This is a genomic window from Streptomyces sp. NPDC058796, from assembly GCF_042745235.1.
Lineage (GTDB): Bacteria > Actinomycetota > Actinomycetes > Streptomycetales > Streptomycetaceae > Streptomyces.
Genome location: NZ_JBHYOP010000003.1, coordinates 573,381 through 596,481 on the forward strand (window position 1 = coordinate 573,381; position 23,101 = coordinate 596,481).

Annotated in this window: 18 protein-coding genes and 1 tRNA gene; 14 read left to right on the forward strand and 5 right to left on the reverse strand. The window is 73.2% G+C overall.

All coding sequences use genetic code 11. The features are described 5' to 3' along the window. The first annotated feature begins 210 nt into the window (after window positions 1-210). The 10 genes from ACFW47_RS11355 to ACFW47_RS11400 all read left to right on the forward strand — a co-directional run bounded on the left by ACFW47_RS11355 (window position 211) and on the right by ACFW47_RS11400 (window position 16,284). The gene (locus ACFW47_RS11355; protein WP_386279553.1) at window positions 211-2,616 is read left to right on the forward strand and encodes a sodium-translocating pyrophosphatase; all 2,406 of its coding nucleotides are present in this window, start codon (window positions 211-213) and stop codon (window positions 2,614-2,616) included. Between the two features lie 206 nt (window positions 2,617-2,822). After that, on the forward strand, window positions 2,823-3,413 hold the full coding sequence (locus ACFW47_RS11360) for a small secreted protein (RefSeq protein WP_386279551.1): 591 nt from the start codon (window positions 2,823-2,825) through the stop codon (window positions 3,411-3,413). 46 nt (window positions 3,414-3,459) lie between these two features. Beyond that, a complete protein-coding gene (locus ACFW47_RS11365; RefSeq protein WP_386279549.1) occupies window positions 3,460-4,977 on the forward strand; it encodes a methyltransferase in 1,518 nt (505 codons plus the stop codon). A 183-nt stretch (window positions 4,978-5,160) separates the two neighbouring features. Then, window positions 5,161-5,358 (forward strand): hypothetical protein, encoded by a 198-nt coding sequence (locus tag ACFW47_RS11370; RefSeq protein WP_386279547.1) that lies wholly within the window; start codon window positions 5,161-5,163, stop codon window positions 5,356-5,358. A 270-nt stretch (window positions 5,359-5,628) separates the two neighbouring features. Further along, window positions 5,629-8,496 (forward strand): type I DNA topoisomerase, encoded by a 2,868-nt coding sequence (topA, locus tag ACFW47_RS11375; protein WP_386279545.1) that lies wholly within the window; start codon window positions 5,629-5,631, stop codon window positions 8,494-8,496. Window positions 8,497-8,630: 134 nt separating this feature from the next. Beyond that, window positions 8,631-11,933, forward strand: coding sequence for a dTMP kinase (gene tmk / locus ACFW47_RS11380; protein ID WP_386305606.1), 3,303 nt, complete (start codon window positions 8,631-8,633; stop codon window positions 11,931-11,933). A gap of 133 nt (window positions 11,934-12,066) precedes the next feature. Continuing rightward, entirely contained in the window at window positions 12,067-13,272 is a 1,206-nt protein-coding gene (locus ACFW47_RS11385; RefSeq protein WP_386279540.1) for a DNA polymerase III subunit delta', read from the forward strand. A 108-nt stretch (window positions 13,273-13,380) separates the two neighbouring features. Beyond that, entirely contained in the window at window positions 13,381-15,000 is a 1,620-nt protein-coding gene (locus tag ACFW47_RS11390) for an alpha/beta hydrolase (protein WP_386279538.1), read from the forward strand. A gap of 119 nt (window positions 15,001-15,119) precedes the next feature. Continuing rightward, window positions 15,120-15,196, forward strand: a tRNA-Thr gene (locus ACFW47_RS11395). Window positions 15,197-15,366: 170 nt separating this feature from the next. Next, on the forward strand, window positions 15,367-16,284 hold the full coding sequence (locus ACFW47_RS11400) for a glycosyltransferase family 2 protein (protein WP_386305608.1): 918 nt from the start codon (window positions 15,367-15,369) through the stop codon (window positions 16,282-16,284). A 26-nt stretch (window positions 16,285-16,310) separates the two neighbouring features. On the opposite strand, the gene ACFW47_RS11405 is transcribed toward ACFW47_RS11400, so the two are convergent. Continuing rightward, window positions 16,311-18,005, reverse strand: coding sequence for a bifunctional 3'-5' exonuclease/DNA polymerase (locus tag ACFW47_RS11405; protein WP_386305610.1), 1,695 nt, complete (start codon window positions 18,003-18,005; stop codon window positions 16,311-16,313). 60 nt (window positions 18,006-18,065) lie between these two features. Continuing rightward, window positions 18,066-18,827, reverse strand: coding sequence for a Clp protease N-terminal domain-containing protein (locus ACFW47_RS11410; RefSeq protein WP_386279532.1), 762 nt, complete (start codon window positions 18,825-18,827; stop codon window positions 18,066-18,068). 104 nt (window positions 18,828-18,931) lie between these two features. Between ACFW47_RS11410 and ACFW47_RS11415 the strand changes: the two genes are divergently transcribed. Then, window positions 18,932-20,071, forward strand: a complete 1,140-nt coding sequence (locus ACFW47_RS11415) for a DUF2786 domain-containing protein (protein ID WP_386279530.1) — start codon at window positions 18,932-18,934, stop codon at window positions 20,069-20,071. A 24-nt stretch (window positions 20,072-20,095) separates the two neighbouring features. Here the strand turns inward: ACFW47_RS11415 and ACFW47_RS11420 are convergent, their stop codons facing one another. The 3 genes from ACFW47_RS11420 to rpmB all read right to left on the reverse strand — a co-directional run bounded on the left by ACFW47_RS11420 (window position 20,096) and on the right by rpmB (window position 21,416). Further along, the gene (locus tag ACFW47_RS11420; RefSeq protein WP_386305671.1) at window positions 20,096-20,584 is read right to left on the reverse strand and encodes a hypothetical protein; all 489 of its coding nucleotides are present in this window, start codon (window positions 20,582-20,584) and stop codon (window positions 20,096-20,098) included. Window positions 20,585-20,874: 290 nt separating this feature from the next. Beyond that, complete coding sequence (gene rpsN, locus ACFW47_RS11425; RefSeq protein ID WP_386279527.1) at window positions 20,875-21,180, reverse strand: 30S ribosomal protein S14; 306 nt, start codon at window positions 21,178-21,180, stop codon at window positions 20,875-20,877. Next, complete coding sequence (gene rpmB, locus ACFW47_RS11430; RefSeq protein ID WP_386279525.1) at window positions 21,180-21,416, reverse strand: 50S ribosomal protein L28; 237 nt, start codon at window positions 21,414-21,416, stop codon at window positions 21,180-21,182. Before rpmB ends, rpsN begins: the two co-directional genes overlap by 1 nt. 73 nt (window positions 21,417-21,489) lie before the next feature. On the opposite strand from rpmB, the gene rpmG reads away from it, so the two are divergent. The 3 genes from rpmG to ACFW47_RS11445 are packed head-to-tail and all read left to right on the forward strand — an operon-like array spanning window position 21,490 to window position 23,099. After that, a complete protein-coding gene (gene rpmG, locus ACFW47_RS11435; protein WP_019329852.1) occupies window positions 21,490-21,654 on the forward strand; it encodes a 50S ribosomal protein L33 in 165 nt (54 codons plus the stop codon). Window positions 21,655-21,660: 6 nt separating this feature from the next. Beyond that, window positions 21,661-21,915: a type B 50S ribosomal protein L31 gene (locus ACFW47_RS11440; RefSeq protein ID WP_100046021.1), complete on the forward strand. Its 255-nt coding sequence runs from the start codon at window positions 21,661-21,663 to the stop codon at window positions 21,913-21,915. Further along, window positions 21,912-23,099 carry a CobW family GTP-binding protein gene (locus ACFW47_RS11445; RefSeq protein WP_386279522.1) on the forward strand — a complete coding sequence of 396 codons (1,188 nt, stop codon included), beginning with the start codon at window positions 21,912-21,914 and terminating at the stop codon, window positions 23,097-23,099. The genes ACFW47_RS11440 and ACFW47_RS11445 overlap by 4 nt, the downstream gene beginning before the upstream one ends. The last annotated feature ends 2 nt before the right edge of the window (window positions 23,100-23,101 follow it).

Genomic DNA, 23,101 nt, shown 5'->3' on the forward strand with positions numbered 1-23,101 from the left:
GTGCGGACGTTAAGTGAATTCATTCACGATCAATCGCGCTGGAATTGATCACAAGAAGGATCACGGAATTAATGCCGGAGGGGCGTTACTACTTGCCTCGTCCTTCCGGTTGACAGGTTAATTCCATTTGTCGTGCACTGTTTTGATCAGGTTCCGGTACCTACAATCCCGTCCACATCTTGAGCTCAGCCCAAGCGTCAAGGAGGACGAATGGCGGAGCTTTCCACCCCTCATCAGTTGGGCGATCCCTCCCCCCTCGCGGCCGCCGTGCTGACCGACGGAAACCGTGTCCTGGTCGCGGTCATCGCGGTCGTCGCACTGGCAGCGCTGGTGCTCGCGGGCGTCCTGGTGCGCCAGGTGCTCGCGGCGGGCGAGGGAACCGACAGCATGAAGAAGATCGCGGCGGCCGTCCAGGAAGGCGCGAACGCCTATCTGGCCAGGCAGCTTCGCACGCTCGGCGTATTCGCCGTCGTCGTGTTCTTCCTGCTCATGCTGCTGCCCGCGGACGACTGGAATCAACGTGCCGGGCGATCGATCTTCTTCCTGATCGGCGCGGCGTTCTCGGCGGCCACCGGCTATATCGGCATGTGGCTCGCCGTACGCAGTAATGTGCGCGTCGCCGCGGCGGCGCGGGAAGCGACACCGGCCCCCGGTGAACCGGAAAAGGATCTCACCGTCGTCTCGCACAAAGCGACCAAGATCGCTTTCCGTACGGGCGGCGTCGTCGGCATGTTCACGGTGGGGCTCGGCCTGCTGGGCGCCTGCTGCGTGGTGCTGGTCTACGCGGCCGACGCGCCGAAGGTCCTGGAGGGCTTCGGCCTCGGTGCCGCGCTGATCGCGATGTTCATGCGCGTCGGCGGCGGCATCTTCACCAAGGCCGCCGACGTCGGCGCCGACCTGGTCGGCAAGGTCGAGCAGGGCATCCCGGAGGACGACCCGCGCAACGCCGCGACCATCGCCGACAACGTGGGCGACAACGTCGGTGACTGCGCGGGCATGGCGGCCGACCTCTTCGAGTCGTACGCGGTGACCCTGGTGGCCGCGCTGATCCTCGGCAAGGTGGCCTTCGGCGACTCGGGACTGGCGTTCCCGCTGCTGGTGCCGGCGATCGGCGTGCTCACCGCCATGATCGGCATCTTCGCGGTGGCGCCGAGGCGGTCCGACCGCAGCGGCATGAGCGCGATCAACCGGGGGTTCTTCATCTCCGCCGTGATCTCGCTGGTGCTGGTGGCGGTGGCCGTCTTCGTCTACCTGCCCGGGAAGTACTCCGAGCTGGACGGCGTCACCGACGCGGCGATCGCCGCCAAGGACGGCGACCCGCGGATCCTCGCGCTCGTCGCGGTGGCGATCGGCATCGTGCTCGCCGCCCTCATCCAGCAGCTCACCGGCTACTTCACCGAGACCGCCCGACGCCCCGTCAAGGACGTCGGCAAGAGCTCCCTCACGGGGCCCGCCACCGTCGTCCTGGCCGGGATCTCCCTCGGCCTCGAATCCGCCGTCTACACCGCCCTGTTGATCGGTCTCGGCGTCTACGGGGCGTTCCTGCTCGGCGGCACGTCCATCATGCTGGCGCTGTTCGCCGTGGCGCTGGCCGGCACCGGCCTGCTGACCACGGTCGGCGTCATCGTCGCCATGGACACCTTCGGCCCGGTCTCCGACAACGCGCAGGGCATCGCCGAGATGTCCGGCGACGTCGAGGGCGCCGGCGCCCAGGTCCTCACCGACCTGGACGCGGTCGGCAACACCACCAAGGCCATCACCAAGGGCATCGCCATCGCCACCGCCGTCCTCGCGGCGGCGGCCCTCTTCGGGTCGTACCGCGACGCCATCACCACCGGCGCGGCGGACGTCGGCGAGAAACTCAGCGGCGAAGGTGCGCCGATGAGCCTGATGATGGACATCTCGCAGCCCAACAACCTCGTCGGCCTCATCGCGGGCGCCGCGGTCGTCTTCCTCTTCTCGGGGCTGGCGATCAACGCGGTGTCGCGGTCGGCGGGCGCGGTGGTCTACGAGGTGCGGCGGCAGTTCCGGGAACGGCCCGGAATCATGGACTACAGCGAGAAACCCGAGTACGGCAAGGTCGTCGACATTTGCACCAGGGACGCCCTGCGGGAGCTCGCCACGCCCGGACTGCTCGCCGTGATGGCACCCATCTTCATCGGCTTCACGCTCGGCGTCGGCGCGCTCGGCGCCTTCCTGGCGGGCGCGATCGGCGCGGGCACCCTGATGGCGGTGTTCCTCGCCAACTCCGGTGGTGCCTGGGACAACGCCAAGAAACTCGTCGAGGACGGCCACCACGGCGGCAAGGGCAGCGAGGCCCACGCCGCCACCGTCATCGGCGACACGGTCGGCGACCCGTTCAAGGACACCGCCGGCCCGGCGATCAACCCGCTGCTGAAGGTCATGAACCTGGTGGCGCTGCTCATCGCGCCGGCGGTCATCAAGTTCTCCTACGGCGCCGACGAGAGCATCGCCGTACGGGTGCTGATCGCCGTCGTCGCGTTCCTCGTCATCGCCGTGGCGGTCTACCTCTCCAAACGGCGTGGCATCGCGATGGGCGACGAGGACGAGGGCGACCGGGACCCCAAGTCGGCCGATCCGGCGGTGGTTTCGTAGACCTCCACACCGAGCCTCACCGGAGGGGCTGCTGAAAGGCCGGGCGGACGGCGCGCGTTGACGCGTCGTCCGCCCGCTTCGTGCCTGCGCGCGCCGTCCACCGTGAGCCTTCTCTCTCTTGGTGCAAATGGCTTCAATACGGTCTTAACGGATGTTCGTCCTGCGGATGTCCTCCATCCGGCGTGTATGTTCCGGGGCCGAGAGCCATGGAAGGGACCAATCCGGTGAACAAGAAGCTCGCGGCCGCACTGTCCGGCGGTGCGGTACTGGTACTGGCGCTGACGGGATGCAGCAGCAGCGACGACAACGAGAAGCTGGACGCCTGGGCGAAGGAGGTCTGCGACGCGGTGCAGCCGCAGGCCAAGAAGATCGAGGCCGCCAACTCCGCGATCCAGAAGGAGACCTCGGACAACAGCACGCCCGCCGAGGTCCAGAAGACCGACGCGCAGGCGTTCCAGGACATGTCCGACGCCTACAAGGCGATGGGCGGCGCCGTCCAGAAGGCCGGGGCCCCGGACGTCGAGGACGGTGAGAAGAAGCAGAAGGACGCCGTCACCGAGCTCAACAGCCTCTCCTCGTCGTACGCCTCCCTGAAGAAGCAGGTGGAGGGACTCGACACCAAGGACCAGGCGAAGTTCGCCGACGGCCTCAAGGACATCGCCACCGAGCTCAACAAGCTCAGCAAGAGCGGCAGCGACGCGCTGAAGACCCTGGAGGAGGGCGACGTCGGCCAGGCGATGGCCAAGCAGGCCAGCTGCAAGTCCGCCTCGGTGACGCCGTCGGCCACCACCGGCTGACGTCCGCTCCGGAGGCAGGGGGCGCGAGGCGGGCCACAATGGGGGTGTGAGTAACGCCAGCCTGTCCCCCCTGCCCTCCGCCGACCGGCCCGACGTCTCCGCCCGGCTGCGGGACGCCCTGCTCGGGGCGTCCTTCACCGCCGACGGACTGCTGGAGCTGCTCGGCGCCCCCGCCTACGCGGCGCTGTCCCGCAGCGAGACCGTGCCCGCCCTGCGGGCCACCCGCGGCGACACGCCGCTCGAACGGCTCGTCAGGCTGTTCCTGCTCCAGCAACCCGTGCCCCACGCGCGCGTGGCGGACGTCCTGCCCGTCGACGCCTGCCTGGAGAGCGGCTGGCTCGTCCGCGCGGGCGACGACGAGGTGGCCGCCACCGTGGACGTTCGGCCGTACGGCGGGCCCGGCGGCGAGGACTGGTTCATCGTCTCCGACCTCGGCTGCGCGGTCGGCGGCGCGGGCGGAATCGGTCACCGCGCGGAGGGCGTCGTCCTCGGCGTCGGCGGCGCCTCCATGACGCTGGCCGGCCTCACCGTCCGTACGCCCGTCTCCGCGGCCCTCGACCTCGGCACCGGATCCGGCATCCAGGCCCTGCACGCCTCCCGCCACGCCACGCGCGTGACCGCGACCGACGTGAACCCGCGCGCGCTGCACATCACCGCGCTCACCCTCGCCCTCTCCGGCGCCCAGGCCGCCGACCTGCGCGAGGGCTCCCTGTACGAGCCCGTCCGCGACGACGAGACGTACGACCTGATCGTCTCCAACCCGCCGTTCGTGATCTCGCCCGGCGCCCGCCTCACCTACCGGGACGGCGGGATGGGCGGGGACGATCTGTGCCGGTCGCTCGTTCAGGAGACGGGGGAGAAGCTGAACGAGGGCGGGTTCGCGCACTTCCTCGCCAACTGGCAGCACGTGGAGGGGGAGGACTGGACGGACCGGCTGCGCTCCTGGGTGCCGCGCGGCTGTGACGCCTGGATCGTGCAGCGCGAGGTGCAGGACGTCACCCAGTACGCCGAGCTGTGGCTCAGGGACGCGGGCGACCACCGCGCCGACCCGGCCGAGTACCAGGCGCGGTACGACGCGTGGCTGGACGAGTTCGAGGCGCGCAAGGTCAAGGCCGTCGGCTTCGGCTGGATCACCCTGCGCCGCACCGGGGCCGCCGAGCCCTCGGTCACCGTCGAGGAGTGGCCGCACCCCGTCGAGCAGCCTCTCGGCGAGACGGTGCGCGAGCACTTCGACCGCGTCGACTACCTGCGCGCCCATGACGACGCGGCCCTCCTGGAGGCCCGTTTCACGCTGGCCGGCGAGGTCGTCCAGGAACAGGTCGGCCTGCCCGGCGCCGAGGACCCCGAGCACGTCGTACTGCGCCAGAACCGCGGCATGCGCCGCGCCACCCGCGTCGACACGGTCGGCGCGGGCTTCGCGGGCGTCTGCGACGGCACCATGAGCGCCGGCCGCATCCTGGACGCCATCGCCCAGCTGGTGGGCGAGGACCCGGTGGCGCTGCGCGACCGCACGCCCGCGCAGATCCGGCTGCTGGTGGAGCAGGGCTTCATCGAACCGGCGTAGCGGGACGCCGCCGGGCCCCGGCCGCTTCCCGTTCCGCGAGGGTGAGGGCCAGGGCGAGGGAAACGAGCCATGGGCGAAAGCCGTCGGCTCCCCGTTCACCTCGGGTTCGTCTCCCCGCCGCCCGCGCGTGACAGCCTCCCCGAGGCTGGACACGCGCGGGCTGGAGAAAAGGGGCACGGGGCCATGGAGAGCGGACCGGCGATCTTCGCGGGGATGGTGTTCGCCCTGTTCGGGGCCGGTCTGCTGGTGTGGACCGCGACACGGGTGCGGCACGGCCGCCCGGTCGCGCTCGGTGTGAGCCCCGTCGCATCGGCGGCCGTGGCGAGCCTCACCGGAGTCGTCGCGCTGGCCGTCGGGGTCTGGTGCCTGACCCGCGTGTGAGGGGCCGGATCCGGACCCCGGCCGCACCTCCGCCCGGGTAACCGGCGGGTCGCGCTCCGGATACCCGCGTCAGGGCCGGTCAGCACTCCGGGCGGCAGGAACAGGGTTCGTCGGGTTACCGTTCGAGTGGCCGTTGCGGGCTTTTCCCGTTTGACACGGGGGCGGGAGGTACCGTCACACTCCGCAGCGTCACGACCGAAACGCAGCACGACCCGACCCCGGGAGCACTGCCTGGGGAGGCCCCAGCGTCGACCGGAGAGAAGAGCGAAGTTGTCCCCGACCAGCGAGACCGCGAACGGCGGCCGCCGACTCGTCATCGTCGAGTCGCCTGCCAAGGCGAAGACGATCAAGGGCTATCTCGGCCCTGGTTACGTCGTCGAGGCGAGCGTCGGGCACATCCGCGACCTTCCCAGCGGCGCGGCGGAGGTGCCGGAGAAGTACACCGGCGAGGTCCGCCGCCTCGGTGTGGACGTCGAACACGACTTCCAGCCCATCTATGTGGTCAACGCCGACAAGAAGGCGCAGGTCAAGAAGCTCAAGGATCTGCTGAAGGACTCCGACGAACTCTTCCTCGCCACCGATGAGGACCGCGAGGGCGAGGCCATCGCCTGGCACCTCCAGGAAGTCCTCAAGCCGAAGATCCCGGTCAAGCGCATGGTGTTCCACGAGATCACCAAGGACGCGATCCGGGCCGCAGTCGCCAACCCGCGCCAGCTCAACCAGAAGCTCGTCGACGCCCAGGAGACCCGCCGCATCCTCGACCGCCTCTACGGCTACGAGGTCTCGCCGGTTCTGTGGAAGAAGGTCATGCCGCGCCTGTCGGCCGGCCGCGTCCAGTCCGTCGCGACCCGGCTCGTGGTCGAGCGGGAGCGCGAGCGCATGGCGTTCCGCTCCGCCGAGTACTGGGACCTCACCGGTACCTTCGCCACCGGCCGCGCCGGCGACGCCTCCGACCCGTCCTCGCTGGTCGCCCGCCTCCAGACGGTCGACGGACGCCGGGTCGCGCAGGGCCGCGACTTCGACTCCCTGGGACAGCTGAAGAGCGCGAACACCCTCCACCTCGACGAGGCGAACGCCCGCGCGCTCGCCGCCGCGCTGGAGGACACGCGCTTCGCGGTCCGCTCCGTCGAGTCCAAGCCGTACCGCCGCTCGCCGTACGCCCCGTTCCGTACGACGACCCTCCAGCAGGAGGCCTCGCGCAAGCTCGGCTTCGGCGCCAAGGCGACGATGCAGATCGCGCAGAAGCTGTACGAGAACGGCTACATCACCTACATGCGTACGGACTCGACGACGCTGAGCGACACGGCGGTCGCCGCCGCCCGCGCCCAGGTCACGCAGCTGTACGGCGCCGACTACCTGCCCGCGCAGCCGCGGACGTACGCCGGCAAGGTCAAGAACGCGCAGGAGGCGCACGAGGCGATCCGCCCCTCCGGCGACCGCTTCCGCACGCCCGCCGAGACCGGACTGACCGGCGACCAGTTCAAGCTGTACGAGCTGATCTGGAAGCGGACGGTCGCCTCCCAGATGAAGGACGCGACCGGCAACAGCGTCACCGTGAAGATCGGCGGCTCCGCCTCCGACGGCCGGGACGTCGAGTTCAGCGCGTCCGGCAAGACGATCACCTTCCACGGCTTCCTCAAGGCCTACGTCGAAGGCGCCGACGACCCGAACGCCGAGCTGGACGACCGCGAGCGCCGGCTGCCGCAGGTCGCCGAGGGCGACGCGCTGACGGCCGACGAGATCACGGTCGACGGCCACGCCACCAAGCCCCCGGCCCGCTACACCGAGGCGTCGCTGGTCAAGGAGCTGGAAGAGCGCGAGATCGGCCGCCCCTCGACGTACGCGTCGATCATTGGCACCATCCTGGACCGCGGCTACGTCTTCAAGAAGGGCACGGCACTCGTCCCGTCCTTCCTCTCCTTCGCCGTGGTCAACCTCCTGGAGAAGCACTTCGGCCGGCTCGTCGACTACGACTTCACCGCCAAGATGGAGGACGACCTCGACGCCATCGCCCGCGGCGAGGCCCAGGCGGTGCCGTGGCTGCGGCGCTTCTACTTCGGCGAGGGCGACGGCGCGGGAGGCGGCGGCGCCGCCGACGCCGGCAACGGCGACGGGGACCACCTCGGCGGTCTCAAGGAGCTGGTGACCGACCTCGGCGCCATCGACGCGCGCGAGGTGTCCTCCTTCCCCGTCGGCAACGACATCGTGCTGCGCGTCGGCCGCTACGGCCCGTACGTCGAGCGCGGCGAGAAGGACTCCGAGAACCACCAGCGCGCCGACGTCCCCGAGGACCTGGCGCCCGACGAGCTGTCCGTCGAGCTGGCGGAGGAGCTGCTCGCCAAGCCGAGCGGCGACTTCGAGCTGGGCACCGACCCGGCCACCGGCCACGCCATCGTCGCCAAGGACGGCCGCTACGGCCCGTACGTCACCGAGGTGCTGCCCGAAGGCACCCCGAAGACCGGCAAGAACGCCGTGAAGCCGCGTACGGCCTCGCTGTTCAAGTCGATGTCCCTGGACACGGTGACCCTCGACGACGCCCTGAAGCTCATGTCGCTGCCGCGCGTGGTCGGCACCGACGCCGAGGGCGTCGAGATCACCGCGCAGAACGGCCGCTACGGCCCGTACCTGAAGAAGGGCACGGACTCGCGGTCCCTCACCTCCGAGGAGCAGCTCTTCACGATCACGCTGGAGGAGGCGCTGGCGATCTACGCCCAGCCCAAGCAGCGTGGCCGGGCCGCGGCCAAACCGCCGCTGAAGGAGCTGGGCACCGACCCGGTCAGTGAGAAGCCCGTCGTGGTCAAGGACGGCCGCTTCGGCCCGTACGTCACCGACGGCGAGACCAACGCGACCCTGCGCTCCGGCGACAGCGTGGAGGACATCACGCCGGAGCGCGGCTACGAGCTGCTGGCCGAGAAGCGCGCCAAGGGCCCCGCCAAGAAGACGGCGAAGAAGGCCACGAAGAAGACGGCCGCCAAGAAGGCCCCCGCCAAGAAGACCGCCGCCAAGAAGACGGCGGCGGCCAAGACGACGGCCGCCAAGAAGACCACGGCCAAGACGGCGGCGAAGAAGACGGCCACCAAGACAGCCGGCAAGACGGCCGCCAAGAAGGCGACCGCCGCCCAGGGCCCGGAGGACTGAGCCCGCCTCAGCATCCCGCACCGGCGGTCTTCGTCGTTCGCTGAGCGAACGCCCCGGCACCCTTGCGGTGCCGGGGCGTGCGTGCGTTCGGCCGGGAACGCCGGACTGTCCGCGCCGACCGATAGGCTGAACGCATGACGCGAGCCGAGCAGCCAACGGCCCCTCACCCCGCCCCGGACGACGCCCTCGTCGCGGACTCCCGCGAGCGTGCCGTCCGCGCCCTGCTGCGCCGACCGCAGTTGAGGCGGTTGTGGAGCGCACAGCTCGTGGGGGGTGTCGGCGACATCCTCGCCCTCCTGGTGCTGGTCCTCCTCGCCGTGCAGGCCGCGATCGGCGCGGGCTCCTTCGGCGGTGGGTACCGGGGCGTGGCGTTCGCAGTGGCGACCGTTTTCGGCGTGCGCATCCTCGCGACGCTGCTCTTCGGTGCCGTACTGCTCGGCCCGCTCACCTCGCTCACCTCACCCGACGGTCCGCTCGACCGCCGCTGGACCATGGTCGGCGCCGACGGGCTGCGGGCCGCGCTGCTGATCGTGGCGCCGCTGTGGATCGACTGGACGCCGGACGACGCGCTGGCCTACCTCCTGGTGACCGCCTTCGTCACCGGGGTCGCCGAGCGCTTCTGGACGGTGTGCCGGGAGAGCGCGGCGCCCGCGCTGCTGCCCGCGCCGCCCCCGGAGGGCGCGACGGTGCGCCCGCTGCCGGACCACATGGACGCGCTGCGCCGCCTGTCGCTGCGCACGGGCTTCGTGGCGGTCCCGCTCGCCGGCGCCGCCCTGGTCGTCGCGGGCCTGCTGAACAACCTGCTGGGCGCCGGCGTCGACTGGTTCGCCGGGCACCAGGCGGCCCTCGCCTCGTACGTGGCGGCCGGGCTGTTCGCCGCGTCCCTGTCCGTGGTGACCTTCCTGGAGCTGCCCTCGGTGCGCACACCGCGCGCGCGGTCGCCGCTGGAGGGCATGCGCCGCCCGAAGAGCGGCACGGGCGTCGACAAGGGCCGCACCGGCGCCCTGCCCCTGCTGGTCCTCGCCTGTGCCGCGGTCGCCGCCGTGGTGGCCGCCGCGGTCGCCGTGGCGGTGCTGCACGCCAAGGACCTCGGCGGCGGCCCGGTGCTGTACGGGCTGATGGTCGGCGCGCTGACCGGCGGCGTCGTCGTCGGCATCCGCACGGCGCCGGCCCTGCTGCCGTCCCTGTCGCGCCGGCGGCTGCTGGCGCTGGCGATCGCCTTCGCCGGTGTCGCCCTGCTGGCCGCCGGGCTGGTGCCGGACGACACCACCGTCCTGCTGCTCCTGGCGCTGACCGGCGCCGCCGCGGGCGTGGCCGCGAACACCGGGCACACCCTGCTCGACCAGGAGACCGAGGACCACCGTCGGGCGCGGACCACCGAGCACCTGCACGCGGTCGTCCGGGTGTACGTGGCGCTCGGCGCGGTCGTCGCCCCCGTGGTGGCGGCGTCGATCGGGCCGCACCGGCTGGAGAACGGCAAGTTCGTCTTCGCGCACGGCGGGGCCGCGTTCGTGCTGATGCTGGCCGGCGCGCTGCTGCTGCCGCTGGCCGCGCTGGTGCTGGCCAAGGTCGACGACCGCTCCGGGGTGCCGCTGCGGCACGACCTGCGCGACGCGCTGCTCGGCGGCGACGACCCGGCGCCCACACCCGCGGCGAACGGATTCTTCATCGCCCTGGAGGGCGGCGACGGCGCCGGCAAGTCCACCCAGGCCGAGGCCCTCGCCGAGTGGATCAGGGGCAAGGGCCACGAGGTCGTGCTGACGCGCGAGCCCGGGGCGACCCCCGTCGGCAAGCGTCTGCGCTCCATCCTGCTCGACGTGTCGAGCGCCGGTCTGTCGCACCGCGCGGAGGCGCTGCTGTACGCCGCCGACCGCGCGGAGCACGTCGACACCGTGGTCCGGCCCGCCCTGGAGCGCGGCGCCGTGGTCATCTCCGACCGGTACATCGACTCCTCGGTGGCCTACCAGGGCGCCGGGCGCGACCTGTCGCCGACCGAGATCGCCCGCATCAACCGCTGGGCGACCAACGGGCTCGTGCCGCACCTGACCGTCCTGCTGGACGTCTCGCCGGAAGCCGCGCGCGAGCGGTTCACCGAGGCGCCGGACCGGCTGGAGTCGGAGCCCGCCGAGTTCCACGCGCGCGTGCGCTCCGGCTTCCTCGCCCTGGCCGCCGCCGACCCCGGCCGCTACCTCGTCGTGGACGCCGGCCAGGAGCCCGAGGCCGTCACCACCGTCGTGCGCCACCGGCTCGACCAGGTGCTGCCGCTGTCGGAGGCCGAGGTCAAGGCCCAGGAGGAGGCACGGCGCAAGGCCGAGGAGGAGGCGCGCCGCAAGGCCGAGGAAGAGGCCGCGCGCAAGGCCGAGGAGGAGCGCCTGGAGCGCGAGCGCCTCGAACAGCTGGAGCGGCTGCGCGCCGAGGAGGAGGAGCGCAAGCGGCGCGAGTTGGAGGAGGCGCAGCGGCGCGAGGCCGAGCGGCAGGCGGAGGAGGCCCGGCGGCGGGCCGAGGAAGCGCGCCGCAAGGCCGAGGAGGAGCGGGCCCGGCTCCTCGCCGAGGAGAAGGCGCGGGCCGAGGAGGAGGCACGTCGCCGCGCCGAGGAGGAGCGGCGGCGCAAGCAGGCCGAGGAGGAGGAGCGGCTGCGGGCCGAGGCCGAGGCCCGGCGCCTGGAGAAGCAGCGCAAGGCCGAGGAGGCCCTGATGCGTGCCGAGGAGGCACGCCGGGCGGCGGAGCAGGCGGCGGCGGCCGCCGCGACCGGCCCGAAGCCGACGGTTCCGCCCGCGGCCGGGGCACCCCGCCCCGCACCGGCCGCTCCGCACCACTCGGACGCGGCCACCGTGCCGACCCCGATCGTGACTCCGACGAACGCGTCCGGCGGTCCGGTGGAGGACACGGCGGTACTGCGGCCGGTGCGGGAGCCGGAGGACTCGCACGGCGACGCGGCTGAGGACGGCGCCCGTGACGGCGGGGCGTCCGGGGAGTCCGAGTCCGAGGTGACGACCGAGCTGCCCAAACCGCCCGCTCCGGCGGGCGCGGCGGACGAGACGGCGGTCCTGCCGGCGGTGGAGCCGCGGGCCGAGGACGAGACGGCGGTACTGCCGTCCGTCACGCCGTCGGCCGCCGAGGAGACGGCCGTGCTGCCGCCCGTACGCGCGGACGACCCCGCCGACCGGGTGCCGTCGGACTACTTCCGCAAGGAGGACCCGGCCGCCGGTCCCGACCGGTCCCCCGAGCCCCAGGACCGCACCCGCGAACTGCCCCGCGTCGACCCCGACCAGGCACCGCCGCGCAGGCGGCGCTCCGACTGGGCCGAGGAGACCCCGCTGGACGACCTGCCGACGCTGGCGGACGAGCTGCTCGGCCCGCGCGACGGGGACGATCCCCAGGTGGACGATCGCGGCGACGGAGGCCGCCGCGGCAAGGGCGGCCGGGGACGGCGCTGAGCCGCCGGCACCCCCGCGCGCCCCGGCCCCGGCGCCCGTTGTCAGTGCCGCCCCGCACAATGGAGGGCGCGACGCGGAGTGCGGGGCGCGGCGCGGTACGACGGCGGAGTGTGACGGAAGGACGGCGTGACCCGTGAGCGTGTGGGACGACCTCGTCGGGCAGGAGCAGGTGAGCGAGCAGCTCGCCGCCGCCGCCCGGGACGCCGACGCCTTCGTCACGGCCGCCGCGGCCGACGGTCCGCTGCCCGAGGCGTCGAGCATGACCCATGCCTGGCTGTTCACCGGGCCGCCCGGCTCCGGGGTGACGCAGACGGCGCGCTCCTTCGCCGCCGCGCTCCAGTGCGTGAGCCCCGACCGGGCGCTCGGCGGAGTCCCCGGCTGCGGCTTCTGCGACGGCTGCCACACCGCCCTCGTCGGCACCCACGCCGACGTCAGCACGGTCACCGCCGTGGGCGCGGAGATCCGCGTCGCCGACATGCGGGACACCGTCCGCAAGTCCTTCACCTCGCCGGCGACCGGCCGCTGGCAGATCATCCTCGTCGAGGACGCCGAGCGGCTGAACGAGAAGTCCGCCAACGCAGTCCTCAAGGCCGTCGAGGAGCCCGCCCCGCGGACGGTGTGGCTGCTGTGCGCCCCGTCCATCGAGGACGTCCTGCCCACCATCCGCTCCCGCTGCCGCCACCTGAATCTGCGCACCCCCTCGGTGGAGGCCGTGGCCGACATGCTCGTACGTCGCGAAGGCATCGAGCCGGACGTGGCCGCCGCGGCGGCCCGCGCCACCCAGGGCCACGTCGACCGCGCCCGGCGCCTGGCCACCGACCCCACCGCCCGCGAGCGCCGGGCCGCCGTACTGAAGCTGCCGCTGCGGGTCGAGGACGTCGGCGGCGCGCTCAAGGCGGCCCAGGAGCTGGTGGACGCGGCGGCCGCGGACGCCAAGCAGCTCGCCGAGGTGATGGACACCAAGGAGACCGAGGAACTGAAGGCGGCCCTCGGCGCGTCCCAGGGCGGCCGGCTGCCCCGCGGCACGGCGGGCGTGGTCAAGGACCTGGAGGACAACCAGAAGCGCCGCCGCACCCGCACCCAGCGAGACAGCCTCGACCTCGCCCTGACCGACCTCACCGCCTTCTACCGCGACGTGCTCGCCCTCCAGCTCGGCTCGCGCGTGGCGATCGCCAACGCCGACGCCGAGGACGCCCTGGAGCGCGTCGCCCGCGGCAGCACCCCGGAGGCCACCCTCCGCCGCATCGAGGCCATCGCCGCCTGCGGGGAGGCCCTCGACCGCAATGTGCCGCCGCTGCTCGCGGTGGAGGCGATGACGATGGCCCTGAGAGCGGGCTGACCGAGCCGCCCCGGCAGGGACCGCGCCGCCCGGTTGACCGCGTAACTCGTACGAGGCACGTCGAGCACGCTGAGCGTCGAGACGATCGCTCAGAGTTACGCTCGCTGAATGCACACAAGGCGCACCCACCGCAGGACCCGCATCGGCAGGACCCGTACCGCGGCCACACTGCTCGCCGCAGCGCTGCTCGCCACCGCCTGCTCCGCCCAGGGCGCCTCGACGTCCGCCGGGCCGGCGGCGGCCGAGGCGCCGGGATCGACGGAGCCGGCCAAGACCTCGCTGGCCGCGCTGCCGCAGGCCACCCCCTCCGAGCTGGCGCCGTACTACGAGCAGAAGCTCGGCTGGCGCGACTGCGGCGTCCCCGGCTTCCAGTGCGCCACCATGAAGGCCCCGCTCGACTACGCGAAGCCGACCGAGGGCGAGGTCCGGCTCGCGGTGGCCCGCAAGAAGGCCACCGGCCCGGGGAAGCGCCTCGGCTCGCTGCTGGTGAACCCGGGCGGCCCGGGCGGCTCGGCGATCGGCTACCTCCAGCAGTACGCGGGCATCGGCTACCCGGAGGAGGTCCGCGCCCAGTACGACATGGTGGCGGTGGACCCCCGGGGCGTGGCCCGCAGTGAGCCCATCGAGTGCCTCGACGGCCGCGAGATGGACGCGTACACGCAGACGGACGTCACCCCGGACGACGCGGGCGAGACGGACGAGCTGGTCGACGCGTACAAGGAGTTCGCCGAGGGCTGCGGGGCGGACGCGCCGAAGCTGCTGCGGCACGTGTCGACCGTCGAGGCGGCCCGCGACATGGACATCCTGCGGGCGGTCCTCGGCGACGAGAAGCTGACCTACGTCGGCGCCTCGTACGGCACGTTCCTCGGGGCGACGTACGCCGGCCTGTTCCCGGACCGGGCGGGCCGCCTGGTCCTGGACGGCGCGATGGACCCGTCCCTGCCCGCGCGCCGCCTGAACCTGGAGCAGACGGCCGGCTTCGAGACGGCGTTCCAGTCCTTCGCGAAGGACTGCGTGACGCAGCGCGACTGCCCCCTCGGCGACAAGAACACCACCCCCGGCCAGGTCGGCAAGAACCTCAAGGCCTTCTTCGACGACCTCGACGCCAAGCCGATCCCCACGGGCGACGCCGACGGCCGCAAGCTCACCGAATCCCTCGCCACCACCGGCGTGATCGCCGCGATGTACGACGAGGGCGCCTGGCAGCAGCTGCGCGAGTCCCTGACCTCGGCGATGAAGGAGAACGACGGCGCGGGCCTGCTGGTCCTCTCCGACAGCTACTACGAGCGCGAGGCCGACGGCAGCTACAGCAACCTGATGTTCGCCAACGCCAGCGTGAACTGCCTCGACCTCCCCGCCGCCTTCTCCTCCCCCGACCAGGTGCGCGCCGCGCTCCCCGACTTCGAGAAGGCGTCCCCGGTCTTCGGCGAGGGCCTCGCCTGGTCCTCCCTGAACTGCGCGTACTGGCCGGTCGAGCCCACGGGCGAGCCGCACCGCATCGAGGCCGCCGGCGCCACCCCGATCGTCGTGGTCGGCACCACCCGCGACCCGGCCACCCCCTACCGCTGGGCCGAGGCCCTGGCCGGCCAGCTCTCCTCCGGCCGCCTCCTCACCTACGAGGGCGACGGCCACACCGCCTACGGCCGCGGCAGCGCCTGCATCGACTCCGCGATCAACACCTACCTCCTGCGCGGCACCGCGCCGGAAGACGGCAAGCGCTGCTCGTAGCCGCCCCGGACGCCCGTCCCGCCCGCCCCGGAGCCCAGGCCTCCGGGGCGGGTGCGAAGCACCCTCGGAAACTGTGTAGACTTACCGACGTTGCTGATCGCACCATGGGTGCACAGCGCGCCGCCTTAGCTCAGATGGCCAGAGCAACGCACTCGTAATGCGTAGGTCTCGGGTTCGAATCCCGAAGGCGGCTCCATCGAAACCCCGAGTCGGAATCGCTTCCGGCCGGGGTTTTTCTTCTGCTCCGTGTGCCGGTGACCGCCGCCAGTGCGGCGAACCGCGGACCCACCGACGGGCGTACGCCGTGAATCGTGGTCGTGAACGGTTAGCATCGCGCACACGCTGTCGGCCGGAACGAGGTGAGGCATGGGCGAGGACACGGGCCGGGATGTCGGGGCGCCGAGGATCGCCGTCGCCGTGGTCACCATGGGGAACCGGCCCGCCGAGGTCGACGCCCTGCTGGAGTCCGTGGCCAAGCAGGACGTGCCGCCCGCCCGGATCGTGATCGTCGGCAACGGCTGCCCGCTGCCCGAGTTCGCCGCACGGCTGTCGCTGCCCGGCGAGGTCACGGCGATCGAGGTCGACGAGAACCTCGGCTGTCCCGGCGGACGGAACGTGGCGCTCGCGCGGTTGCGGGAGTTCGGTGACACCGACGTCGTCGTGGAACTGGACGACGACGGGCTCCTCGTGGACGCCGACGTACTGCGCCGCGTCGGGGAGCTGTTCGCCGCCGACGAGCGGCTCGGCATCGTGGGCTTCCGGATCGCCGACGAGCACGGCGAGACGCAGCAGCGGCACGTCCCCCGGGTCGGGGCCTCCGACCCCATGCGGGGCGGATACGTCACCGGCTTCCTGGGCGGCGGGCACGCGCTGCGGTCGGCGATGCTCGACGAGGTCGGCGACTGGCCCGCCGAGTTCTTCTTCGCGCACGAGGAGACCGACCTCGCCTGGCGTGCCGCCGACGCGGGCTGGCGCATCCTCTACGCGCCCGAGCTGCTGCTCCAGCATCCGAAGACCTCGCCCGCGCGGCACGCCATCTACTTCCGGGTCAACGCCCGCAACCGCGTCTGGCTGGCCCGGCGCCGGCTGCCGCTGCCGCTCATCCCCGTCCACCTCGGCGTGTGGATGCTGCTCACGGTGGCGCGCAACCGGTCGCTCGGCGGGCTGCGGGCCTGGTTCGGCGGGTTCGTGGAAGGCATGCGCAGGCCCGCGGGGGAGCGGCGGCCGATGCGGTGGCGGACCGTGGGGCGGCTCACCCGGCTCGGACGGCCGCCCATCATCTGACGGCGGGCCGGGTGCCCGCGCGTCGCTCACTTCGCGTCCGCGTAGCACTCCACCACCGCCGTGGTGAACGGAAACCGCACCGGCGTCGGGCCGAACGTCAGCCGCCCCGCCAGCTCCGCCGACTCCCGTATCGCCGCGACGACGGCGCCGGCCTCCTGCCTCGGACAGTGCACGATCACCTCGTCGTGCTGGAAGAAGACCAGCTCCGCCGCCTTCTCCGCGCAGGCCTGCCGCAGCGCGGCGAGCAGCAGCAGGGCCCAGTCGGCGGCGCTGCCCTGGACCACGAAGTTGCGGGCGAAGCGGCCCCGGGCGCGGGCGTTGGTGGAGGCGTAGCCGGGCACCCACTCCTGCGGGCCGGGGACGTCCGGCGGCCGCTCCTCCTGCGGGATGCCGGCCTCCTCGGACGCGTCGTCGGAGGAACCGGCGGCCGGCGGGCAGGTGCGTCCCAGCCAGGTCCGCACGAGCCGCCCCTCCTCTCCCGCACGGGCCGCGTCGTCGACGTACGCCACCGCCCGGGGGAAGCGGCGTCTGAGCGCGGCGAGGTTCTTCAGGCCGTCGCCGGAGGTCTGGCCGTAGACCGCGCCGAGCACGGCGAGCTTGGCCTGGTCGCGGTCGCCGGAGAAGGCGCGGTCGGAGACGGACTGGTAGAGGTCGGTCTCCCGGCCGGCCACCTCCATCAGGCCGGGGTCCCGGGAGATCGCCGCCAGCACCCGCGGCTCCATCTGGTCGGCGTCGGCGACGACCAGGACCCAGCCCGGGTCGGCGACGACGGCCCGCCGGATCACCTTGGGGATCTGGAGCCCGCCCCCGCCGTTGGTCACCCAGCGTCCGGTGACGGTGCCGCCGGCCAGGAACTCGGGCCGGAAGCGTCCCTCGCGCACCCAGTCCTGGAGCCAGGACCAGCCGTGGGCGACCCAGATCCGGTACAGCTTCTTGTACTCGATCAGCGGCTTCACGGCCGGGTGGTCGACGGACTCGATCTCCCACCGGCGGGTGGAGCCGACCTTGATCCCGGCCTGCGCGAACGCCTTGACCACGTCCGCGGGCAGGTCGGGCCGCACCCGGCGGCCGAAGGCGGCGGACACCTCCTCGGCCAGCTCCGCCAGGCGGCGCGGCTCGCCGCCGCCCGCGTACCGCTCGCCGAGCAGGTCGTGCAGGACCTCGCGGTGCACGTCGGCCCGCCAGGGCAGCCCCGCGCGGTTCATCTCGGCGGCCACCAGCGTCCCGGCCGACTCGGCGGCCGTCAGCAGCCGCAGCCGGTCGGGGTGCGCGGACCGGTCGTGCCGGCGCTGCTGCTCGGCGTAGACGGCGAGCAGGTCGACCAGGTGGAGGTGGGCGCCCTGGGGTTCGAAGAGCGAGGACTGCGCGCCGGGCTCGGCGGAGCGCTGCGGCGGGTCGGGCGGTACGGGGCCGCCGTGCAGCCGGGCCAGGGCGGCGGCGGCCGAGCGCGGCTGTCCGTACTGCCCCTCGTGGCCCAGCAGGAGGGTCTCGGCGGCCTCCACGTCGTAGCACCGATCGACCCGTACCCCCTCGGTGAGCAGGCGCGGGTAGATCTCGGAGGTGGACCGCCACACCCAGCGCGAGACGTCCGGCCGGGCGCGCACCGCCTCGGCCGGGCTCCGCTCCCGCCGCACCGGTCCCGCGGGCAGCCCGCCGGGGCCGAGGGGGGCGACCTCCACGCCACCGTCCTCGGCCACGGCGAGCGCCCACCGGTCGGCCATGTCGCGAGTGTCGCAGGAGGGACTGACAACGGCCCCCCGCCGTGGCCGGGGCGCCGGCTCTCAGCCCTCCTGCTGCCCGGCCTCCGTCCCCTCCGTCCCCTCGGTCATCCCGATGAACTGGGCCAGCGCCTCGGTGACGTACCGCTCGGTGGCCTCCTTGCCGAGACCGAGTCCGCTGAGCACGCCCTCGCCGTGCTCGTGCTCCAGCAGGGCGAGCAGGATGTGCTCGGTGCCGATGTAGTTGTGGCCGAGGCGCAGGGCTTCGCGGAAGGTGAGTTCGAGGACCTTCTTGGCGGCGGGGCCGTAGGGCACCAGCTCCGGTACCTCCGCCGCCGCGGGCGGGAGCGCCGCGGTCGCCGCCTCCCGCACCGCGTCCGGCGTCACGCCCTGTGCGGCGATCGCCTTGGCGGAGAGGCTCTCGTTCTCCGTGAGCAGGCCGAGGACCAGGTGCTCGGGCAGGCCCTCGGTGTTTCCGGCGGTCTTGGCCGCGTTGTGGGCGGCCATCACGGCGTTGCGGGCGCGGGGCGTGTAGCGGCTGAAGCCCTGGCTCGCGTCCAGGCCGGCGGATTCCTTGGGCACGAACCGCTTCTGCGCGGCCTGCCGGGTGACGCCCATGCTCTTGCCGATGTCCGTCCAGGACGCGCCCGAACGCCGGGCCTGGTCCACGAAGTGGCCGATGAGGTGGTCGGCCACCTCGCCGAGGTGCTCGCCGGCGATGACGGCGTCCTGGAGCTGTTCGAGGGGCTCCGCGTGCACCTTCTTGATCGCCGTGATGAGTTCGTCGAGGCGTACGGATGACGTGATGCTCGGATTCGTCGTCATGTGTCAACCGTAGGTTGCGCCCTGCCGAGTGTCAACCGCTGGTTGACAGCTCGGTTGCCGGTGGGCTTCCGGTGGGGTTTCGGTGGGCGTGGCACCATCGCCGGGTGAGTACGCCCCGCACCGTCGACCGTGCCTTCGAGACCGCCCTGTACGACACCGGCGACAGCGCCCTCGACAGCGCCGCCTCGCTGCTGGCCGCCGACCCGGCGGCGGACGCGGAACTGGCCCGGCGGGGCGAGGAGTTCGTGGCGACCGCCTGGCGGCGCGGCTGGCAGCCCGCCGACCTCGTACGGATCGTCCGGCGCGAGCTGGACGACACGCACGTGCGGCTGGTGGCGGCACTGATCCGCGCCCAGGCGCCGCACGACCGCCCGCGCGGGCCCCGCTGGACCGCCCAGCTCGACGCCGTGCCGGAGCAGGCACCGCCCCGCACCGACCGCTTCTCGCACGCCACCGCCGTACTGGAGCTGTACCGCCTGCTGCTGCGGCTGCCCGTGCTCGAACCGCTGGAAGCGCCGAAGGCGCCGGGCGCGCCTCGCGGCGAGGCGCGCCCGGAGTCCCGCGCCCTCGCGCGTATCCGCGCGCTGCTCGCCAAGGCGGAGGCGACCGGGTTCCCGGAGGAGGCGGAGGCGCTGAGCGCCAAGGCGCAGGAGCTGATGGCCCGGCACAGCGTCGACGAGGCGCTGCTGGCGGTCGGCGCCCCCTCGCCCGACGCGCCGGGTGCCTGCCGGATCGGGGTGGAGCCGCCGTACGAACAGGCCAAGGCGGTGCTGCTGGACGCGGTGGCCGACGCCAACCACTGTCGCGCGGTGTGGAACGAGTCCCTCGGCTTCTCCACCGTCGTCGGCTTCGAGGGCGACCTGGAGTCGGTCGAACTCCTCTACACCTCGCTGCTGGTGCAGGCCGAAGCCGCGATGGCGAAGGCGGAGGCGGCGCAGCGCGCCGGCGGGCGCAAGCGGACCAAGACCTTCCGGCAGTCGTTCCTCGCCGCGTACGCGCACCGCGCGGGCACCCGGCTCCGGGCGGCGGCCGAGGCGGCCACCGCCGAGGGCGGTGCGGCGGCGGGCGTGGACCTCCTGCCGGTCCTGGCCTCCCGCGACGTCGCGGTCACCGACCGGCTGGAGCGCCTGTTCCCGGAGACGACCACAACCCGCCTGCGCGGTGTCTCCGACGCGGCGGGCTGGACGGAGGGCACCCGCGCGGCCGACGACGCGCAAGTCGAGCGCCGACGGCCGCTGCGGTAGCGCACCGCGCGGTGGCGGCCCGGCTCAGGAACCGAGGCCCTCGGTCGGCAGGCCGGGCGGCAGCGAACCGCCCTCGGACCTGGTGTACGTCTCCTCGCCGACGCCGCCCTCCCACGTCACCAAGAGCGAGGTGTCGTCGACCGACTCGACCGTGCCCCTCGCCCGGTCGTCGCTGCCGGCGGTGCACTTCAGGCGGATCGTCCGGGTGCCGGACTCCTCGCCGGCGGTACCGCTGCACACGGTCCCGCCGGTGGCGAAGAGGGCGGCCTTGTCGCCGGTGACCATCAGCGCGACCGCCTGGCCGTCGGCGGTGGTGAGCCAGCTGCCCTCCAACTCTCCGGCCGCGGAGGGCGACCCGCCCGTGCCGCCACCGGTCTGCGAGCTCGCGCTCGCGGAGGCGCTGGGCGACGCCGAGGACGTGTCACCGCCGGAGCCGTTTCCGGAACCGCCGCCCGAGCCGCCGTCGTCGGAGCCGCCGCTGTCGGTGCACGCGGTCAGCGTCAGGGCGCCCATCAGCCCGACGGCCACGGCCGCGGCCCGCACGGACCGCCGGGCCGACCGGGCCGACCGCCCGCGCGGGCCCCCGGTGCTTTCCGGCGCACCCACAGCCGCAGCCACGGACGTACTCCCAGCCGTACTCACGGCCGCGCCCACAGACGTACTCCCAGCCGTGCCAGTCGCGTTCGCCGTGCCAGTCGCGTTCGCCGTGCCGGCCGTGCTCGCCGTGCTGCCCACCGTCACCCATGTCACCGGAAGCTCCAAGCTGTTGCCGGACGGCCGTTCGGCCCCATGACAGCCGCAAGCTACCAGGAGGCCTTGCGCACCCCGGGAAGATGCCCGGCGTGCGCCTGCTCACGCAGGTTCACCCTGGACAGTCCGAAGGTGCGCAGATAACCGCGCGGGCGCCCGTCGACCTGGTCGCGGTTGCGCACCCGGGTGGGGCTCGCGTCGCGGGGCTGGCCGCGCAGTTCCCGCTGGGCGGCGAGCCGTTCGGCCTCCGTGGAGGACGGCCGGCGGACGATCTCCTTCAGTTCGGCCCGGCGCGCCGCGTACCGCGCGACGATCCGCTGCCGCTGCTCGTTCTTCGCGATCTTGCTCTTCTTCGCCATCAGATCCTCACTCCCCGGGCACGGATGCGCGCCACCGCCGCCTCGACGCCGATCGCGTCGACGGTCTTGATCCCCTTCGCGCTCAGCTTCAGCCGGACGTGCCGGTTCTCACTCGGCAGCCAGTAGCGCTTGGTCTGGACGTTGGGGTCGAAGCGGCGGGAGGTCCGCCGGTGGGAGTGCGAGATGCGGTTGCCGAAGCCGGGCCTGGCCCCGGTGAGCATGCAGTGGGCGGACACGGTGACGTACCTCTCCTTCGGGTCGGACGACCCCTAGCTGTTAATGGAATTCATTTTCAGTAAGATAGCAGTCATGGCACGCAACGAACTCCGCCCGGTCATCAAACTCCGGTCCACCGCCGGGACCGGTTTCACCTACGTCACCCGCAAGAACCGCCGCAACGACCCGGACCGGCTGGTCCTGCGCAAGTACGACCCGGTCGCCGGCCGCCACGTCGACTTCCGAGAGGAGCGCTGATCCGCCGTGCGCAAGGGAATCCACCCCGAGTACCGTCCGGTCGTCTTCCGCGACCGCGCCGCGGACTACGCCTTCCTCACCCGCTCGACCATGACGAGCGAGCGCACCATCGAGTGGGAGGACGGCAACACCTACCCGGTCGTCGACGTCGAGATCTCGAACGTCAGCCACCCCTTCTACACCGGCACCGCCCGCGTCCTGGACACCGCCGGCCGCGTCGAGCGCTTCGAGCGCCGGTACGGGAAGCGGGGTGGGGCATGAGCGGGCCGGAGCGCCCGGCCCTGCCCGTGGTGATCGTCGGCGGACTGCACGCCGACGCCCGCAGGGCGGCCGTGGCCCGGCTGCTCGCCGACATGCCCGGCAGCGTCGTACTCCACCACGACCTCGCCACGGCCACCGCGGGCACGGTCGTACGGACGGTGCGGGACGCCACCGGCATCCGCTCCGCCGGCGAGGCGCCGCTCGTCAACGACTGCGCCTGCTGCGCCCTGCGCGAGGACCTCGTCCCCGAGCTGGAACGGCTCGCGGACGCCGGAGGCACCCCGCTGGCGGTCGTCGAGCTGTGGGACTCCGTGGAGCCCAAGGCGATGGCGGAGGTGGTGACGGCCGGCGGCTTCACCGTCACCGGCGTGATCACCGCCGTCGATCCCGCGCTGGTGCTGCCGTACCTCGGCAACGGCGACGACCTCGCCGAGGGCGGCCTCGCCGCCGCGGCCACCGACCAGCGCACCGTCGCCGACACCTTCGCGCGCCAGCTGGAGTACGCCCCCGTCCTCGCCCTCGCCGACTCCCCGGAGGCCGACGACGAGGACCGCGAGCTGCTGGCCCAGCTCCACCCGACGGCCCGCCGGGTCCCGATCGGGCAGGCCGGCCCGGCGGGCGGCCACGGAGACCGGAACGGCCCCTCCTCCCCACTGGCCCGTGCCGCGCGGGCCGGATTCGACGTCGAGGCCGCGGCCGCCGCCCAGCACCCGGCCTGCGCCCTGCTGCCCGCCGAGGCCGACGCGCACGGCGTCTCCACCCTGGTGTGGCACAGCCGCCGGCCCTTCCACCCGGAGCGGCTCTACGCGGCGCTGGAGGACCTGACCTGCGCCGCGGCCCGCAGCCGGGGCCGGTTCTGGCTGGCCGACAAGGCGGACACGCTGCTGCACTGGGACGCCGCGGGCGGGGCGCTGTGCGTGGAGAGCGCGGGGCCCTGGCTCGCCTCGCTGCCCGACGCGGCGTGGGAGATGGTCCCGCCCGTGCGCCGCGCCGCCGCCGCGCTGGACTGGCACCCCGAGCACGGCGACCGCTGCCAGCACCTGGTCTTCACGTCCCCCGGCCTCGACCGCGACGGCCTCGAACGGCTCCTGGAGTCCTGCCTGCTGACCGACGCCGAGTACGCCGCCGGGCAGGCCGCCTGGGAGCGCCTGCCGTCCGCCTTCGACACCCTCCTGGAGGTCTGAGA

Bases quoted from the DNA above. Each gene is read 5' to 3' on its own strand.
- ACFW47_RS11370 (WP_386279547.1), top strand. From the start codon at position 5,161: ATGGAGAGCGGACCGGCGATCTTCGCGGGGATGGTGTTCGCCCTGTTC.
- tmk (WP_386305606.1), top strand. From the start codon at position 8,631: ATGACGCGAGCCGAGCAGCCAACGGCCCCTCACCCCGCCCCGGACGAC.
- ACFW47_RS11405 (WP_386305610.1), bottom strand. From the start codon at position 18,005: ATGGCCGACCGGTGGGCGCTCGCCGTGGCCGAGGACGGTGGCGTGGAG.
- rpsN (WP_386279527.1), bottom strand. From the start codon at position 21,180: ATGGCGAAGAAGAGCAAGATCGCGAAGAACGAGCAGCGGCAGCGGATC.
- ACFW47_RS11420 (WP_386305671.1), bottom strand. From the start codon at position 20,584: ATGGGCGCCCTGACGCTGACCGCGTGCACCGACAGCGGCGGCTCCGAC.
- ACFW47_RS11355 (WP_386279553.1), top strand. From the start codon at position 211: ATGGCGGAGCTTTCCACCCCTCATCAGTTGGGCGATCCCTCCCCCCTC.
- ACFW47_RS11390 (WP_386279538.1), top strand. From the start codon at position 13,381: ATGCACACAAGGCGCACCCACCGCAGGACCCGCATCGGCAGGACCCGT.
- ACFW47_RS11360 (WP_386279551.1), top strand. From the start codon at position 2,823: ATGGAAGGGACCAATCCGGTGAACAAGAAGCTCGCGGCCGCACTGTCC.
- ACFW47_RS11410 (WP_386279532.1), bottom strand. From the start codon at position 18,827: ATGACGACGAATCCGAGCATCACGTCATCCGTACGCCTCGACGAACTC.
- rpmG (WP_019329852.1), top strand. From the start codon at position 21,490: ATGGCACGCAACGAACTCCGCCCGGTCATCAAACTCCGGTCCACCGCC.
- ACFW47_RS11445 (WP_386279522.1), top strand. From the start codon at position 21,912: ATGAGCGGGCCGGAGCGCCCGGCCCTGCCCGTGGTGATCGTCGGCGGA.
- ACFW47_RS11400 (WP_386305608.1), top strand. From the start codon at position 15,367: ATGGGCGAGGACACGGGCCGGGATGTCGGGGCGCCGAGGATCGCCGTC.